Source organism: Streptomyces rectiviolaceus, from assembly GCF_039533825.1.
Taxonomy (GTDB): domain Bacteria; phylum Actinomycetota; class Actinomycetes; order Streptomycetales; family Streptomycetaceae; genus Streptomyces; species Streptomyces rectiviolaceus.
The window spans coordinates 1-16,668 of the sequence record NZ_BAAAUG010000214.1 but is presented as its reverse complement, the minus strand read 5'-3'; the positions used below and the strand labels follow the sequence as shown (position 1 = coordinate 16,668).

At 72.1% G+C, this 16,668-nt stretch carries 10 protein-coding genes; 4 read left to right on the top strand and 6 right to left on the bottom strand.

Annotated features, from left to right (window positions below):
- Positions 1-2,700, top strand: a 2,700-nt coding sequence (locus ABD378_RS41565) for an FAD-binding and (Fe-S)-binding domain-containing protein (protein WP_344530239.1), incomplete at its 5' end; no start/stop codon positions are given.
- A 54-nt stretch (positions 2,701-2,754) separates the two neighbouring features.
- Here ABD378_RS41565 and ABD378_RS41560 read toward each other — a convergent pair.
- The 4 genes from ABD378_RS41560 to ABD378_RS41545 are packed head-to-tail and all read right to left on the bottom strand — an operon-like array spanning position 2,755 to position 7,574.
- Positions 2,755-3,906, bottom strand: a complete 1,152-nt coding sequence (locus ABD378_RS41560) for an XdhC family protein (RefSeq protein ID WP_344530237.1) — start codon at positions 3,904-3,906, stop codon at positions 2,755-2,757.
- Complete coding sequence (locus ABD378_RS41555; RefSeq protein ID WP_344530235.1) at positions 3,899-6,034, bottom strand: xanthine dehydrogenase family protein molybdopterin-binding subunit; 2,136 nt, start codon at positions 6,032-6,034, stop codon at positions 3,899-3,901. The genes ABD378_RS41560 and ABD378_RS41555 overlap by 8 nt, the downstream gene beginning before the upstream one ends.
- Positions 6,031-7,023 (bottom strand): FAD binding domain-containing protein, encoded by a 993-nt coding sequence (locus tag ABD378_RS41550; RefSeq protein WP_344530233.1) that lies wholly within the window; start codon positions 7,021-7,023, stop codon positions 6,031-6,033. Before ABD378_RS41550 ends, ABD378_RS41555 begins: the two co-directional genes overlap by 4 nt.
- On the bottom strand, positions 7,020-7,574 hold the full coding sequence (locus ABD378_RS41545) for a 2Fe-2S iron-sulfur cluster-binding protein (RefSeq protein ID WP_344530231.1): 555 nt from the start codon (positions 7,572-7,574) through the stop codon (positions 7,020-7,022). Before ABD378_RS41545 ends, ABD378_RS41550 begins: the two co-directional genes overlap by 4 nt.
- Positions 7,575-7,819: 245 nt before the next feature.
- On the opposite strand from ABD378_RS41545, the gene ABD378_RS41540 reads away from it, so the two are divergent.
- On the top strand, positions 7,820-8,398 hold the full coding sequence (locus ABD378_RS41540) for a TetR/AcrR family transcriptional regulator (RefSeq protein ID WP_344530229.1): 579 nt from the start codon (positions 7,820-7,822) through the stop codon (positions 8,396-8,398).
- A 12-nt stretch (positions 8,399-8,410) separates the two neighbouring features.
- Here the strand turns inward: ABD378_RS41540 and ABD378_RS41535 are convergent, their stop codons facing one another.
- The gene (locus ABD378_RS41535) at positions 8,411-9,907 is read right to left on the bottom strand and encodes an MFS transporter (protein ID WP_344530227.1); all 1,497 of its coding nucleotides are present in this window, start codon (positions 9,905-9,907) and stop codon (positions 8,411-8,413) included.
- 141 nt (positions 9,908-10,048) lie between these two features.
- On the opposite strand from ABD378_RS41535, the gene ABD378_RS41530 reads away from it, so the two are divergent.
- On the top strand, positions 10,049-12,328 hold the full coding sequence (locus tag ABD378_RS41530) for an FUSC family protein (RefSeq protein ID WP_425583973.1): 2,280 nt from the start codon (positions 10,049-10,051) through the stop codon (positions 12,326-12,328).
- 11 nt (positions 12,329-12,339) lie between these two features.
- Here the strand turns inward: ABD378_RS41530 and ABD378_RS41525 are convergent, their stop codons facing one another.
- Positions 12,340-13,461, bottom strand: a complete 1,122-nt coding sequence (locus tag ABD378_RS41525; protein ID WP_344530225.1) for an alkene reductase — start codon at positions 13,459-13,461, stop codon at positions 12,340-12,342.
- A gap of 214 nt (positions 13,462-13,675) precedes the next feature.
- Here ABD378_RS41525 and ABD378_RS41520 point away from each other — a divergent pair.
- Positions 13,676-16,668: AfsR/SARP family transcriptional regulator (locus ABD378_RS41520; protein ID WP_486389309.1), on the top strand; the 2,993-nt coding region annotated here is incomplete at its 3' end.

The following is a 16,668-nucleotide window of genomic DNA, read 5'->3' as shown; positions in this document are numbered from 1 at the left end:
CGCGGCGCCGAGACCAGCCTGGCGGGCCAGACCGTCGGGCCCGGCCTGGTCCTTGATCTGTCCCGGCACATGAACCGCGTCGTGGAGCTCGATCCGAGCAGCGGTACGGCCCTGGTCGAGGCCGGTGTCGTACAGGACCAGCTCAATCGCGCCGCGAGCCCGTGGGGCCTCATGTTCGGCCCGGACACCTCGACCAGCAACCGCGCCACCATCGGCGGGATGATCGGCAACAACTCGGCCGGCAGCGGGTCGGTGCGCTACGGCATGACCATCGACCACGTCCGCGAACTCGATGTAGTGCTCTCCGACGGCAGCCGCGTGCCCTTCGGCCGGGTCGACGAGGCCGAACGCGCGTACCGCGCCAAGCAGTCGACGCTCGAGGGCGCCCTGTACCGGGAGCTGCCCGAGATCGTCCGGGCCAATGCGTCGGCCATCGCCGATGGGTTCCCCGAGCACTGGCGCCGCGCCTGCGGCTACCGGCTCGACCGACTCGCCCGCGAGAACGCCCCCTTCGACCTCGCCAAGTTCGTCGTCGGCTCGGAGGGGACGCTCGCCGTCGCGACGAGCGCCCTCGTCGATCTGGTGCCCAAGCCACGCCGCACGGTGATCGCGGTGGGCCACTTCACCTCCGTGGCGGGAGCCATCGCGGGGACGGAGGACGCGCTGGCCTGCGATCCGGCCGCCGTGGAACTGATGGACCGTACGATCCTCGATCTGTCCCGGCGCAAGATCGAGTACGCGGCGCTCGGCGACATCCTCGAAGGGCAACCCGAAGCCCTCCTCTTCGTCTCCTTCACCGGCGACGAGGAGGCCGAACTCCTCGACCGGATGCGGCAGCTCACCCAGCTCTGGTCCCGGCACGGGCACGGCTACCACACCCTCCAGGCCGTCACCCCGGCCCAGCAGTCCTCACTCCTGAAGGTCCGCAAGGCAGGGCTCGGCCTGCTGATGGCGGCCAGCGAGGGCACCCGTCGTCCGCTCGCCTTCGTCGAGGACACCGCGGTCGACCCCGTCCATCTCGCCGACTACACCCGCAGGTTCAAGGATGTCCTGGACCGGCACGGCATGACGGCCGGGTTCTACGGCCACTGCTCGGTGGGCTGTCTGCACATCCGGCCCTATCTCGACCTCGCCGACCCGGCGGACGTCGGCCGGATGCGCGCCGTCGCCGAGGAGGTCAAGGATCTGGTCGCCGAGTACGGCGGGGTGAACTCCAGTGAGCACGGCGACGGTCTGGCGCGCAGCGAGTTCAACCGGGAGATCTTCGGCGAGCAGCTGTACGAGGCGATGCGCCAGGTCAAGCGGCTCTTCGACCCCGACGGCGTCCTCAACCCCGGCAAGATCGTGGACGCGCCGCCGATGACGGAGAACCTGCGAGACGCGGCGCTGGCGCCCGCCGAGCCGCTGCGCACCCGTCTCTCCTTCGAGGTCGTGGGCGGCGGCGGCATGCGGGCGGCGGCGGACCGGTGCATGAACATCGGCCTGTGCCGCAAGTCCGGCAGCGGCGCCATGTGCCCCTCGTACATGGCGACCCGCAAGGAGGAGGACTCCACGCGCGGGCGGGCAGGAGCCCTGGTCAAGGCGCTCTCCGAGCCCGACCCGAAGGCCGCGCTCGGGGACGAGCGCCTGCACGAGATCCTCGACCTGTGTCTGATGTGCAAGGCCTGCAAGAGCGAGTGTCCCCTCGGCGTCGACATGGCCACCCTCAAGAGCGAGACCCTCTCGCACTACCACGACACCCACGGAGTGCCGCTGCGCACCCGCCTGTTCGGTGCGATCCGGCTCCTGAACCGCCTGGGGTCGGCGACGGCCCCGCTGTCCAATCTGCCGGGACGCATCACACCGGTGCGCCGGCTCATGGACCGCGTGGTCGGCATCGCCCCCCAGCGGCCGCTGCCGGTGTTCGTGCGCCGCAATCTGCTGCGCTGGTTCCGGCGCCGGACGCCCGCCGCGCATCCGGTCACGCAGGGCACCGTCACCTATCTCGCCGACTCCTTCACCACGTTCACCGAGCCGGGAATCGGCCGCGCGGCCATCGAGCTGCTCGAACGGGCCGGGTGGCAGGTGCGGTTGGAGAGCGGGGGCTGCTGCGGCAGGTCCAGCCTCTCCAAGGGGCTGGTGGACGACGCGAAGAACAAGGCGCGCCAACTCGCCCACTCCTTGGAGCAGTCGACCGAGCCCGGCTCACCGATCGTGGGGTGCGAGCCCTCGTGTCTGATGACGCTGCGCGACGAGCACCGGGCCCTACTGCCTGACGACGCCGCCGTCAAGGACATCGCCGGGAGGGTGCGCCAGGTCGAGGAGCTGCTGGTGGAGGCCATCGACGACGGGCGGCTCCGGCTGCGCGACAACTCCTGGCTCGCCGGACGCAAGTTGCTGTACCACGGTCACTGCCACCAGAAGGCGGAGGTGGGCACGGCCGCGACCGTCGCGCTGCTGAACCGGATCCCGGGAGCGACGGTGTCCGAACTGGACGCCGGATGCTGCGGGATGGCGGGCTCCTTCGGCTTCGAGTCCGAGCACTACGAGGTGTCGATGACGGTCGGCGAGGACCGGCTGTTCCCCGCGATCGAGGCGGAGGACGCCGACACGGTCGTGGTCGCCACGGGTGTGTCCTGCCGCCAGCAGATCTTCCACGGGACCGAGCGGAACGCCTGGCATCCGGTGCAGCTGCTGTGGGAGGCGGTGCAACCGGCATGAACGCGAGGGCGGCCGCGGTGAACGAGCACCACGGCCGCCCCTCCCCCAGTCATCTCAGGCGGCCACGTGGGAGCCGCCTACCCCCGCGGCGCCCGCTTCGTGATGGATCGGCATCCCGGAGTCGGTCAGCGGAACCCCCGTCCCGCCCCGCCGCGCCGCGACGATCTCGGCAGCGATGGACAGGGCGGTCTCCTCCGGTGTCCGGGCCCCGAGGTCGAGCCCTATCGGGGAGTGCAGGCGGTCCAACTCCTCATCGGTGACGCCGACTTCGCGCAGGCGCCGGTTGCGGTCCTCGTGGGTGCGGCGCGAGCCCATCGCGCCGACGAACGCGACCGGAAGCCGCAGGGCCACCTCCAGCAACGGGATGTCGAACTTGGCGTCATGGGTGAGTACGCACAAGGCCGTGCGCCCGTCGGTCGCGGTGTCCCGGAGGTAGCGGTGCGGCCAGTCGACCACGATGTCGTCGGCCTCCGGGAAGCGGGCCCGCGTGGCGAAGACCGGACGGGCGTCGCACACGGTCACGTGATAGCCGAGGAACTTGCCCGTGCGCACCAGGGCCGCCGCGAAGTCGATCGCACCGAAGACGATCATGCGGGGCGGCGGCACGCTCGACTCGACGAACAGGGTCAGCGGCACCCCGCAGCGCGATCCGCTCTCCGAGACGGTGAACTCGCCCGTGCGGCCCGCGTCCAGCATCGCGCGGGTCTCCCCCACCACCGTCCGGTCGAGGTCCGGATGACCGTCAAGGCCTCCTTCGTACGATCCGTCGGGGTGGACGAGCACGACCCTGCCGAGGAGTTCGGCGGGCCCCAGGGCCACGCGGGCGATCGCCGCCGCCTCGCCCCGGGCGGCGGCCGAAAGGGCCGCCGCGAAGACCTGCCTGCCCGGCGCGTCCACGCCCAGCGGCGTGACCAGGACCTCGATGACGCCGCCGCAGGTCAGTCCGACCGCGAAGGCGTCCTCGTCGCTGTAGCCGAAGCGCTCGCGCACGGCCACGCCGTCCTGGAGCGCCTGGACGCACAGGTCGTACACCGCCCCTTCCACGCAGCCGCCGGAGACCGAACCGATGGCCGTGCCCTCGCTGTCGACGGCGAGGGCCGCGCCGGGCGCGCGCGGCGCGCTGCCGCCCACCGTCACGACGGTGGCGACGGCGAAGGCCCGGCCCTCCCCGGCCCATCGGTTCAGCTCTTCGGCGATGTCAAGCACCCGGGGCTCCTCCCGCGTCCAGGACACGGTCGGGCCGGATCGGCAGGTTCCGGTGGCGTACGCCGGTGGCGTGCCAGACCGCGTTGGCGATCGCCGCGGCGGCGCCCACGATGCCGATCTCGCCGATGCCCTTGATGCCGATCGGGTCGTCCGCGTCCGTGTCCTCCACCCAGTCCGCCTCGATGAGCGGCACGTCCGCGTTGGCGGCGAAGTGGTAGCCCGCGAAGTCGGCGCCGACGTGGCCGCCCGACGCCTGGTCCCTGTGGGCCTCCTCGTGCAGGGCCATGGACAGGCCCCAGGTCATTCCGCCGACGAACTGACTGCGTGCGGTCAGCGGGTTGATGATCCGGCCCGCCGCGAAGATGCCGAGCATGCGCCGCACGCGCACCTCACCGGTGGTGACGTCCACGGCGACCTCGGCGAACTGCGCGCCGTAGGAGTGCCGTTCCTTCTGCGCGAGGGCGCCGACGGCCGCGCTGGTGTCGGACCGCACGGTGATCCCCTGCGGCGGGATCTCGCCGCCCAGGGCCAGTTGCTCGCGCAGATCGGCCACCGCCGCGGTGACCGCCCAGCCCCAGGAGCGGGTGCCCATCGAGCCGCCGGAGATCGCCGCAGGGCCGAAGTCGCTGTCGCCGATGCGCACATGGACGCGGTCCTGGGGCACCTCGAGGGCTTCTGCCGCGATCAGGGTCAGGGCGGTCCGAGCCCCCGTCCCGACGTCCGATGCCGTGATCCGCACCGTGAAGGTGCCGTCGGCCTCCGCCGTGACGGCCGCCGTGGACGGCATGACGATCACGGGGAAGGTGGCCGCCGCCGTGCCGGTGCCGAGCAGCCAGCGTCCCTCGCGGCGCAGGCCGGGACGCGGGTCCCGGTCCGCCCAGCCGAACCGGCGGGCGCCTTCCTGGAAGGCGGACAGGAGGTTGCGGCTGGCGAACGGAAGGCCGGAGACGGGGCCCACGTCCGGTTCGTTGCGGGCTCGCAGCGCGATCGGGTCCACGCCGGACCGCTCGGCGAGTTCGTCGAGCGCGGACTCCAGGGCGAACGAGCCGGGAGCCTCGCCGGGCGCGCGCATGTAGGTCGGCGTCGGCACGTCGAGACGCACTACGCGGTTGACGCTGCGATGGGCGTCGGACGCGTACATCGGACGCCCGAACCCGGCGCTCCCCTCGACGAACTCATGGACCGTCGACGTGAGGCTGTGCGCCTGGTGGTCGACGGCGCGCAGCCGCCCATCCGCGTCGGCGCCGAGCCTGACGCGCTGGGCGGTGGGGCTGCGGTAGCCGGTGAGCGAGAACAGCTGGCGACGGGTGGTGACGACCCTGACGGGACGGTCGAGCAGGGTCGCCGCCATGACGGCGAGGATCTGGTGGACGCGTACGCCCTTGGACCCGAAGGCGCCGCCGATGTGCTCGGACCGCACCCGGACCGATGCCGGATCGAGCGAGAACAGGTTCGCCAGCTCCTGCGCGACCCAGGTGCTGCCCTGGTTGGAGTCGACGACCTCGAGGCGTCCGCTGTCCCAGCGCGCCATCGCCGCGTGCGGCTCCATCGAGCTGTGGTGCTCTTCGGGGGTGGTGTACGACTCGTCCACGACATGGGCGGACGCGGCGAGTTCGGACTCCAGGTCGCCCTTCTCCATCAGCATGCCGTCGCCGTCCGGCGTGTACGTGTCGGGGTGTTCGGCGGAGAACGCGACGTCGTGCGGCTCCTCGTCGTACCGCACCACCAGGGCCTCGGCAGCCTCCCTGGCCTGCTCGGAGGTCTCGGCGACGACCAGCGCCACCGGCCAGCCCGCGAACGGCACCTGATCGTGCTGGAAGACCCCCAGGATCGGGTCGGGCTTGCCGAGGAGGCCCATGTAGTCGACGTCGACGCGCGGCGCGTTGCCGTGGTGCAGGACCGCGAGGACGCCCGGCATCTGACGGACGGGGTCCGACTCGACGGAGCGGACGCGGCCGCGGGCGACGGTGGACAACACCATCCAGCCGTGGGCGAGTTCGGCGAAGGGGATCTCCCCCGCGTACCGGGCCGCGCCGGTCACCTTGTCCCGGCCCTCCACGCGGGTGAACGAAGTGCCGACGGCGCTCGCCGCCGTGGTGGACGTGGTCGTCGTGGTCCGCGCCGTCATCGGGCCGCCTCCTCGGTGAGCTCGGTCAGCAGGGCGACGACGAGGTTGCGCATCAGCGTCACCTTGTAGCCGTTGTGGGGCAGCGTCTGTGCGGCGGCAAGCTCGGCGGAGGCCGCGGCGGCGAAGGCCTCGGCGGTCGCCGGGCCGCCGGTCAGGACCCGCTCGGCCTCCCGTGCGCGCCACGGTCGGGACGCCACCGCGCCGAAGGCCAGGCGCACTTCGCGTACGACACCGTCCTGGACGTCGAGCGCTGCGGCGATCGAGCCGATCGCGAAGGCGTACGACGCGCGCTCGCGCACCTTGCGGTAGCGCGAGTGGGCGGCGACCGGGGCGGGCGGCAGCGTGATGCCGGTGATGAGCGCGCCGGAGGGCAGCGCGGTCTCGAGGTGCGGGGTGCTGCCCACGGACAGATAGAAGTCCGCGAGCGGCAACTCGCCGGTGCCCTCCGCCGTTTCGTACGAGATGACGGCGTCGAAGGCGGCGAGCGCCACCCCCATGTCGGAGGGGTGGACGGCCACGCAGTGCTCGGTGGCGCCGAGGATGGCGTGGTTGTGGTGTTCACCCCCGACAGCGGGGCAACCGCTGCCGGGGTCGCGTTTGTTGCACGGTTTGGACAGGTCGGCGAAGTAGCCGCAGCGGGTGCGCTGGAGCAGGTTTCCGCCGACGGTGGCCATGTTGCGCAGCTGGCCCGACGCGCCGGCCAGGACGGCCTCCGCCAACGCGGGGTAGCGGCGCCGCACTTCGGGGTCTGCCGCGAGGTCGCTGTTGGTGACGGTCGCGCCGATCCGCAGCCCGCCGTCGTCCGTGACCTCGATGCGGTCGAGGGGCAACTCGCGTACGTCGATGAGCAGTCCGGGCCGCTCCACGCCGGTCTTCATCAGGTCGACGAGGTTGGTGCCGCCGCCCAGGACGCGCGCGTCGGGGTCGGTGCCGAGCAGCGCGACCACGCCGGGGACGTCGATCGCCCGCTGATATCCGAATTCCTTCATGCCACGGCCTCCGTACCCTCGGTCTCGGCGGCTGCCGCCTGCGCGACCGCCTGGACGATCGACACATATGCGCCGCAGCGGCACAGGTTGCCGCTCATGCGCTCCCGGATCTCGTCGGCGCTCAGCTCGGGCACGCCCGCCTCGGGGCGTACGTCGGTGGTCGCGGCGCTCGGCCAGCCGGCCGCGTGCTCCTCGATGACCGCGATGGCCGAACAGATCTGCCCGGGTGTGCAGTAGCCGCACTGGTAGCCGTCGAGGTCGAGGAACGCCTGCTGCACCGGGTGCAGTTCGTCCCCCTGCGCCACGCCTTCGATGGTGGTGATCTCACGACCCTCGGAGGCGACGGCGAGTTGCAGGCAGGAGACGGCCCGGCGTCCGTCGATCAGCACCGTGCAGGCGCCGCACTGCCCTTGGTCACAGCCCTTCTTGGTGCCGGTCAGATCGAGGCGCTCGCGCAGGGCGTCGAGCAGGGTGGTGCGGTGGTCGACGGGCAGCGTGTGCTTTTCGCCGTTGATGTTCAGCGTGATGGCGCTGGACGTCGATAGGGCCACGATCAGCCTTCTTTCGCTTCTTCAGCTTCTGTCAGCTTCTGTCACATGAGAGCGGGAGCGTCGCGCGGGCGATCCCGACGGAGACTCCGGGAGGAGATGGCACTGTGCGTGAGGGGGGTCGGCTCAGGGTGACTCTGCCGGTATGGTGACCCTAAGCGGACAGCTGTCCGTTAGCCTCAAAATTTAGCGGACAGTTGTCCGCTTAGCAAGAGTGGTCCGGGCCGCGATTCTCGGGAGGAGGACGAGTGCACCAGAAGAAGGACCCACAGTTGCGCTCGGACGCGCAACGGAATCGCGAGCGCATCCTGGAAGTCGCACTGGCCGAGCTGACGCGCTCGGCGGACGCCCCGCTGAGCGTGATCGCGAAGAAGGCATGCGTCGGGCAAGGGACGTTCTACCGCAACTTCCCCAACCGCGAGGCCCTCGTCCTCGAGGTCTACCGCTACGAAGTCCAGCAGGTCGCCGACACCGCCTGCCAGCTCCTCCAGACCCGCGCACCCGACCAGGCGCTGCGGGAGTGGATGGACCGCCTCGCGCAGTACGCCATGGCCAAGGCGGGCCTGGCCGACGCGATGCGCAAGGCCACCAGCGCCCAGGGCACGTTCGCCGGAGTGGGCCACGGTCCTGTGAGCTCGGCCGTCGCGCTCCTCCTGAAGGCGAACGAGGAGGCCGGCACCATCCGCCCCGGCCTCACTCCCGACGACTTCCTGCTCGCCATCGCCGGCCTCTGGCAGATCGATCCGCACGGCGACTGGCAGTCGCGCGCCGGGCGGCTTCTGGACCTGGTCATGGACGGACTGCGTGCCGGGGCTCCCGGGGCCTGACGTGCCTGGCGGTCAGCGGGCTCGTGCGTTCCTGGTCAGCAGCGCCGCGACGCACGCTGCGGCGACCAGGATGACGAAGGCGACCATCAGGGCCGTGGTGTAGCCGTGCACGGAGGCCGCCGTAGGGGTGGCGTCCGCGCTGGACGCCAGGTATGACGCGGCAGCGCCGGCCGCGACCGTGTTGAGCAGGGCCGTGCCGAGCGCGGCTCCCAGCTGCTGGGAGGCGTTGTAGGCCGCCGCCGCGGCTCCGATGTCGTGCGGGGGCATGGCCGCGGTGGCCAGGCTCGCGGTGGGCGGCAGCACGCAGCCGAGGCCGAGGCCGGTCAGGATCAGCGCAGGCACCAGGTACAGCGGGAAGACGTCCGTGCTCTGCGACGTCAGGCGGGTCAACAGGAACATCCCCGCCGCCGCGGCGAGCAGCCCCGGCACGATCAGTGCGGCGGGCGCGACGCGTCCGTGGAGCTTCCCGGCGATCAGTGTCGCGCCGACCAGGGCGGCCACGGCGTTGATGATCAGCGTCAGGCCGGCCTCGACGGGTGAGTAGCCGAGGACCGTCTGCGTGTAGTAGCTCATGAACAGGTAGAAGCCGAACATCGCGACGAACAGCAGGGTGATGGAGGCGAACGCACCGGCGCGGGCGCGATGTACGAGGACGCGCATCGGCAGGAGCGGCCTCGGCGCCCGGACCTCGACGGCGGCGAACGCGGCCAGCAGCAGAACACCGCCCGCGAGCAGGGCGAGGACCTTCGGTGAATCCCAGCCGAGCGGTTCGGCCTCGTTGAAGGCGTACACGATCACGCCGAAGCCCGTGGCGCTGAGCAGGGCGCCCGCCACGTCGAGCCGTCCCTCGTCCCGGACCGGCCGGTCCCGCGGCACGAAGGTCGCGCCGAGCACGGCGAGCAGGGCGACCGGGACGTTGACATAGAGGCACCAACGCCAGCTGGCGTACTCGGTAAGGAGGCCCCCGGCGACCAGACCGACCGCCGATCCCGCGGCGCCCACCGCGGCGAACACGCCGAAGGCCCGGCCGCGTTCGCCCGGCTCGGTGAAGGTGATCGTCAGCAACGAAAGACCCGCGGGCGCCAGGACCGCGGCGAACACCCCTTGCAGGGCCCGCGCCCCGAAGAGCATCTCGGGGTTCACGGCGGCCCCGCCGAGCGCGGACGCGGCGGCGAAGCCGATCAGGCCGACGAGGAACGCACGCCGGTGGCCGAGCACGCTGCTGACCCGGCCGCCGATCAGCAGCAGCCCGCCGAAGGCCAGCGCGTACGCGGTGATGGCCCACTGCCGGCTCGCGTCGGACATGCCGAGCGCGCTCTGCGCGGAGGGCAGCGCGATGTTCACGATGGTTCCGTCCAGGACCACGAGGAGCTGGGCCGCGCTCACCGCGAGGAGCGTCCACCATCGGCGCCGGGTGGAGTCGGCGGTGGAGCCCGGCGCCGTGTCGTGGGTTTGCGGGGCGTCGGCGCGCAGCCCTGCCCCGGACAGTTCGTTGTCTGCTGGATTCATGACTTCAAGTGTTTCGTTGAAGTCGCCCCGGAGACTTCTCCTCACTTCCGGTCGGCGCACCGGGCGTATCACGCTGTGAACCCTCAAGCCCCGGTTCACCCCGCCGTGACAGAATCCGGCCTGAACAGCGGCGATGAGGGTGTGAGCGCAGTGACACGGCGGACCAGGACCGGCACATGGGACCGCTTTGTGGCGTCGGATCCCGGACTCCTGCGGCTGATGGCGGGGCTGCGGACGGTCGGCGCGATCGCGCTCACGCTCGTCGTACTCGCGCTCCTCGGCACCGACGTCACGCACATGGTCGCGGGCGCGATGACGGCGATGGTCTCCACCTTCGCCATCAAGGAGAAGGAGGTGCGCGGCCAGGCGGTCACGCTCGCGCTCGGCCTGCCCGTCGCGATCACGGCGATCTCCCTGGGCGCGCTCCTGCACGACCAGGTCGTCGCGGGTGACATCTTCTTCGTCGCGCTGATCTTCGGCGCCGTCTACAGCCGCCGGTTCGGCGACCGGGGCACGGCCCTTGGTCTGATCGGCTTTCAGGTCTACTTCGTCTCGCTGTTCGTGGGCGCCACCGCGTCCGCCCTGCCCAGCCTGTGTCTGGCGCTGTCCGTGGCCTTCGTCTGCAGTGCCGTCGTGCGGTTCGCCGTCGTGCCGGAGACTCCCGGGCGTGACCTGGGGCGCCTTCGCGTCGCCTTCAGGGCGCGGCTCGCGCAGCTTGTGGCCACGCAGACAGCGCTTCTTGACGCCGCACCCGAGCAGTTGGAGAAGGTCCTCGACGAGCTGCGGCGTGGCACCGCGCGGCTGCACGAGACCGCCCTGATGATCCAGGGCCGCCTTGAGGAGGGCACCCCCGACGCGGCCACTGCGGCACTGGTCCAACGCCGCGTGGCGGACGCGGAGATCGCCGCCGAACGTCTCGGCGTACTCCTCCTGAACGCGCGCAGCGCCGAACGCGCGGACACCCTCACCCTGCACCTGCCGCACGCGCCCGTACCGGCGACGGGGACGCGCATCCGCGCCGAGGACGACGCGACCGTCACCCTGCGCCGCGATCTGAACGCGCTGCACCTGCTGGTCGGCCGCCCCGTCACCGACGACCGGGGCACGGGCCTGGCCCACGTACGCAACAGGCTGCTCGGCTACCGCGACGAGGACAATCTGCCGCGGGCCTCGATGGCCGTCCAGGACGTCTTCCGCGGAATCGGTGAGGCCGCGCGCGCCATCCTCGGCCTGCGGCTCGCGCTTGACGGTCCCCAGGACGAGTCCGACGACTCACCGGCGACGACCCGCTCCCGAGAGGAGTTCGACGCCGAGGACATCGCGATCGCCGGTGCCGAGGAGGCCGCCGAACCCGAGGAGGACGACCGCACCGGCCTTCGGCGCCCCACCACCAGGGCCGCGTTCCAGGTCTCCGTGGGCTCGACCCTGGCCATCATCGGCGGCGAGTTCCTCTCCACCCAGCGCTGGTACTGGGCGGTGCTCACCTGCTGGGTGGTGTTCCTCAACACCGCGTCCACGGGCGAGATCCTGGTCAAGGGCTACAGACGGCTGCTCGGCACGGTGCTCGGGGTGGTCGCCGGTGTGGCGCTCGCGGGCCTGGTCGGCAACCACACCTGGATCGCGTTCGCGCTCGTCCTGGTCTTCATCTTCGCGATGTTCTTCACCGCTCCCCTGTCGTACGCGCTCATGTCCTTCTTCGTCACGGCGATGCTGGGCCTGCTCTACACGCTCCTGAACACCTACAGCCTCTCCGTGCTCTGGCTGCGCATCGAGGAGACGGCGCTCGGGGCCGCCTGCGGCATCATCGCGGCGGTCCTCGTGCTGCCGGTGCGCACCGACCATCGCACCGACGAGCTCCTGAACACCGTCCTGACCCGGCTCGCGGACGTCATCTCCGCGTCGGTCGAGCAGCTCAGCGGTGGCCCGGCGGCCGATCTCCTGGACAAGGCACGGGACTTGGACACCGCGCTCGACGATCTGCGCGCCTCCATCCAGCCGTTGACCCACCCGATCACCCCGCTGCGCGGCCGCCGCAGGACCGCCCGCTATCTGGTGGCGCTCCTGGAGACGTGCGCCTACCACGCCCGTTCCCTGGCGGCGACGGCCGAGCTCGTGCCGTACAGCAAGAACGTCGCGGCCGATCCGCGTCTGGAGCGGGCCGGCCTGCGCATCGCCCACAACCTCGAGGTCATCGCCGCGTACGTGGACGACGACAAGGCCAAGGGCGAGGTCGAGTCGGGTGCCAGCATCGCCTCGATGCTGGAGGCCGAGGGCTCCGGCGCCCCCCGCTCGGGCACGGTCACCTACCGCGTCCTGCGCCATCTGCAGCGCCTGGACGAAGGAGTGGTGGGCCTCGCCCGCCCGCTCGACGTGCCGGTCGCGGGCCGCGGCCGGTCCGCAAGCAAGGCCCCGCGGGTCTGAGCACCGCCCGGTCAGGAGGCCACCGGCTCCGGCAGCCGGGCGGCGTCGCGGGCGTCGGCGAGCACCGGGTAGTCGGTGTAACCGTCCTCGCCGCCCACGTACATCAGGCCCCTGTCCCGTACGGGGTTGAGGGGTGCGCCGATGCGCAGCCGCTCGACCAGGTCCGGGTTGGCCAGGAACGCGCGGCCCAGCGAGATCAGATCGGCGCCCGCGGCCAGGAGCCGCTCACCCGCGAGCCGTCCGCCGTCGGCGGGCAGGGGGCCGCCCCAGCCGAGGACCGGGTTGGCGATGAGCGTGCCCGGCCAGTTCTTGCGGATCTCCTGGAAGACGGGATTGTCCGGGTCGGCGAAGACGACGTGCAGGTAGGCGGGGCCGATGTCCGCCAAGGCGTCGACGAGCGCGGGGTAGATGCTTTCGGTGTCGCCCTCCTCGATGCCGTTGACGGTCAGTCCGGGCGCGATGCGTACGCCGACGCGCTCGGCGCCGATCGCGTCGGTGACGGCCCTGACGACCTCGACCACGAACCGGATGCGGCCCTCCACCGAGCCGCCGTAGGCGTCGGTGCGGTGGTTGGTGCCCTTCGCCAGGAACTGGTGGAGGAGATAGCCGTTGGCCGCGTGCACCTCGACTCCGGCGAAGCCCGCGTCGACCGCGTTGCGGGCTGCCGCAGCGAAGTCCTCGACGGTGGAGTGGATCTCGTCGACGGTCATCTCCCGCGGCACGGCGGCCTGCTGGTGTCCGCTGGGCGTGAAGATCGTGTCCGGCAGCGGGACCGCGGAGGGCGCGACCGGGGTCAGACCGCTGGTGTCGGGGTGCCCGACCCGGCCACCGTGCTGCAACTGCAGGAACATGCGGCCGCCCGCGGCGCGCACGGCGTCGGTGACGTGCCGCCATCCGGCCACGTGCGCCTCGTTGTGGATCGCGGTGATGTTCGGGTAGGTCTGCCCCACGGCGTTCGGCGTCGCGGCCTCGGCGATGATCAGGCCCGCGGAGGCGCGTTGGGCGTAGTAGGTGGCCATGATCGCCTGCGGGACACCGTCGGCGTCGGCGCGGTTGCGGGTCATGGGCGCCATCACCAGGCGGTTGGGCAGGTGCAGGGCGCCGATGCGGGCGGATTCGAACAGACGGGACATGGCGTTACCAGCCTTCTTGGTGAGTGCGGTGCGGTGCGCTGTGCCGTGTTGCTGTCGGCTGCGCGGTGTTGCTGTCGGGAATGACTGTGCGCGGGGGCGCTTCGGGAAGCCTGATGGTCCGCTGACGGTGCGCTGACCTGCACTGTGTACGGTGACGCGTATGCGGTTCGGGGTGCTTGGTCCACTGACGGTGTGGGACAGCGAGGGGGAGCCCGTGAGGGTTCCCGAGGCGAAGGTCAGGGCGCTGCTCGCCGACCTCCTGGTACACGAGGGGCGGCCGGTCTCCGCCGACCGGCTCATCGATGACCTCTGGGGCGACGAACCTCCGGGCAACCCCACCAACGCCCTTCAGGCCAAGGTCTCCCAGCTGCGCAGGGCCCTGGGCCGCGACCGGGTCGTACACCAGCTGCCCGGGTACCGGCTGCGCGCCGACGAGGCCGGGGACGAGGTGGACGCGGACCGGTTCCGGGCTCTGGTGACCCGGGCCCGGGCGGTGGGTGATCCACGGGAGCGGGCCGAGCTGCTCACCGAGGCGCTGGAGTTGTGGCGCGGGCCCGCGTACGCGGACTTCGCGGACGAGGAGTTCGTGCGCGCGGCGGCGCACCGCCTGACGGAGCAACGCCTGGGGGTCATCGAGGAGCAGGCAGAGGCCCGCCTCGCGACGGGCGACCACACGCTGCTGCTCGGGGAGCTCGCGGATCATGTGGCCCGGCATCCGCTGCGCGAGCGGCTGCGTGCGGTGCAGATGCGTGCGTTGTACCTGGCGGGGCGGCAGAGCGAGGCACTGGCTTCGTACGCCGAGCTGCGGGAGCGGCTGGCCGATGAGCTGGGGCTCGATCCCGGCCCGGAGTCGACCGCGCTCCATGCGGCGATCCTGCGGCAGGACCCCGGCCTCTCCCCCGCACCGCCCGCACCGCCCGCACCGCGCGACGATCCCGCCGGTCGGGATCCTGCGCCGCCCACCGCACGGCAGACCGGCCTGCCCGTCCCGCTCACCGCGCTGATCGGGCGCGAGGGGGCCCTGGACGACGTCCGCCGGCTCCTCGGCACCTCACGGCTTGTCACGCTGACCGGCCCAGGCGGCGTGGGGAAGACGCGGCTCGCGGTGGAGGCCGTCACGCGCCTCACCGCCATTGAGGTGCGACTGGTCGAGCTCGCCGGACGGCGCGGAGACGCCGCCGGCCTCGCGGCGGTGATCTCCGCCGCGCTCGGCATCCGGGACGACACCCCATCCGGCGCGTCCGGTGGGCCGCAGACGTCCGCCGAACGGCTGGCCGCCGCCCTTCGCGACCGTCGGCTCCTCCTCGTACTCGACAACTGCGAGCACGTCGTCGAGCCGGTCGCCGAGCTTGCGGGACTGCTCCTGGGCGCCGCGCCTGGCCTGCGTGTCCTGGCCACAAGTCAGGAACCGCTGGGGCTCACGGGCGAGGTGGTGCACGCGGTCGAGCCGCTCCAACTGCCTGCCGCTGTACGGCTCTTCACGGATCGGGCCACCGCCACGGCACCCGGCTTCTCGCTCGAAGGGGCTTCCGCCGAGGCCCTTGAGGACGTGGCGGACATCTGCCGCCGCCTCGACGGCATCCCACTCGCCATCGAACTGGCCGCCGCCCGCGTACGCGCCCTGGGCGTACGGGAGTTGGCGGAACGCCTGGGCGACCGCTTCCGCGTGCTGACGTCCGGGCAGCGGGGCGCACCGGCCCGCCAGCAGACCCTCCGGGCGGTGATCGACTGGAGCTGGGAGCTGCTCACCGCACCCGAGCGCATCGTGCTGCGGCGCCTCGCGGTCCACCATGACGGCTGCACGCTGGTCGCCGCGGAAACGGTGTGCGCGGGCGATGGCGTGGCCCGCGCGGAGGTCCTTGATCTCTTGGCCCGGCTCGTGGACCGCTCCTTCGTCTTCGTGGACGACGGCCCGACCGGCACCCCGCCCCGCTATCGGCTGCTCGAATCCGTGTCCGCGTACGGGACGGAGCGCCTGCGCGAGGCGGCCGAGCTCGACGACGTACGAGACCGGCATGTCCGTCACTGCCTGGAACTGGCCGAGCAGGCCGAACCACACCTGCGCGGCGGCGGGCAGCGAGTATGGCTCGGCAGGCTCGACGCGGAGGCCGCCAATCTGCGCGCGGCGCTCGATGAGGCGGTGCGCCGCGCCGCGACCGGCGAGACAGACGCGGCGGTACGGCTCGCCGCCGCGCTCTCCTGGTGGTGGCTGCTGCGCGGACGGCTCAACGAGGGGCGCACCGCCCTGTCGGCGGTGATCGCCGCCGCCCCCGGCGCCGCGGAACCACGCGTGCTGCACGACGTGTTCGCCCTCCTGACCGGGAGCCCGCAACAGGCGGACGCCGACCCCGAGACGACGATCGCGGACCCCCTGCGGCGAGGCCTCGCCACCTGGCTCCACGCCTACGCACTGTTCAACTCCGGTGATCCCGCCGCCAGTGAGCGAGCCAACGCCCGTGCGCTCGACCTCTTCACCGGCACCGGCGGCCCTGACATGCCCGGCTCCCCCGGCTCCCCGGGCGGCTCCTGGGGCACCGCAGCGGCGCTCGGTCTCGGGGTGATGCACGCGCTGGTCCGGGGTGACCTCACCGCCATCGAGCGGGACGGTCCGCGCAGCGCCGCACTCTTCCGCGAACTCGGCGACCGCTGGGGTGAGTTGCAGACCACCACTCCCCTGGCATCACTCGCCGAGATCAAGGGCGACTACGAGGAGGCCGAGCGCCTCCAGCGGGAGGGGCTGCGCATCGCGGAGGAGCTGGGCCTGGCGACCGAGATCTCCGCGCGGCTCTCCGGGCTCGGCAGGCTGGCGCTGCTGACCCAGGAATGGGACCGGGCACGCGAACTCCACGATCGGGCCATGCGGTTGGCCGTCGAGCAGGGGTACCAGTACGGCGAGGTCCACTCCCTGATGGGTCTCGCTCTCGGCGCACGCCGCTCCGGCGACCTCGACGGAGCCGAGACCTACCTGCTGCGCTTGCGCGACGACTACCCGTCCTCGCCGGCGGGCGAGCACCTCCTGCGCACGGAGCTGGGCTTCACCGCCGAGCTCCGCGGCGACAGGGCCCTGGCCACCGACCACCAACTGCACGGTCTGGAGGCCGCACTCTCCATCGGAGAGCCACGGGCCATCGCCCTCTCGCTGGAGGGTCTTGCGGGCGCGGCGGCGCTCGGCGGGGACACCGGCCTGACCAAGTGCGCGGCCCGGCT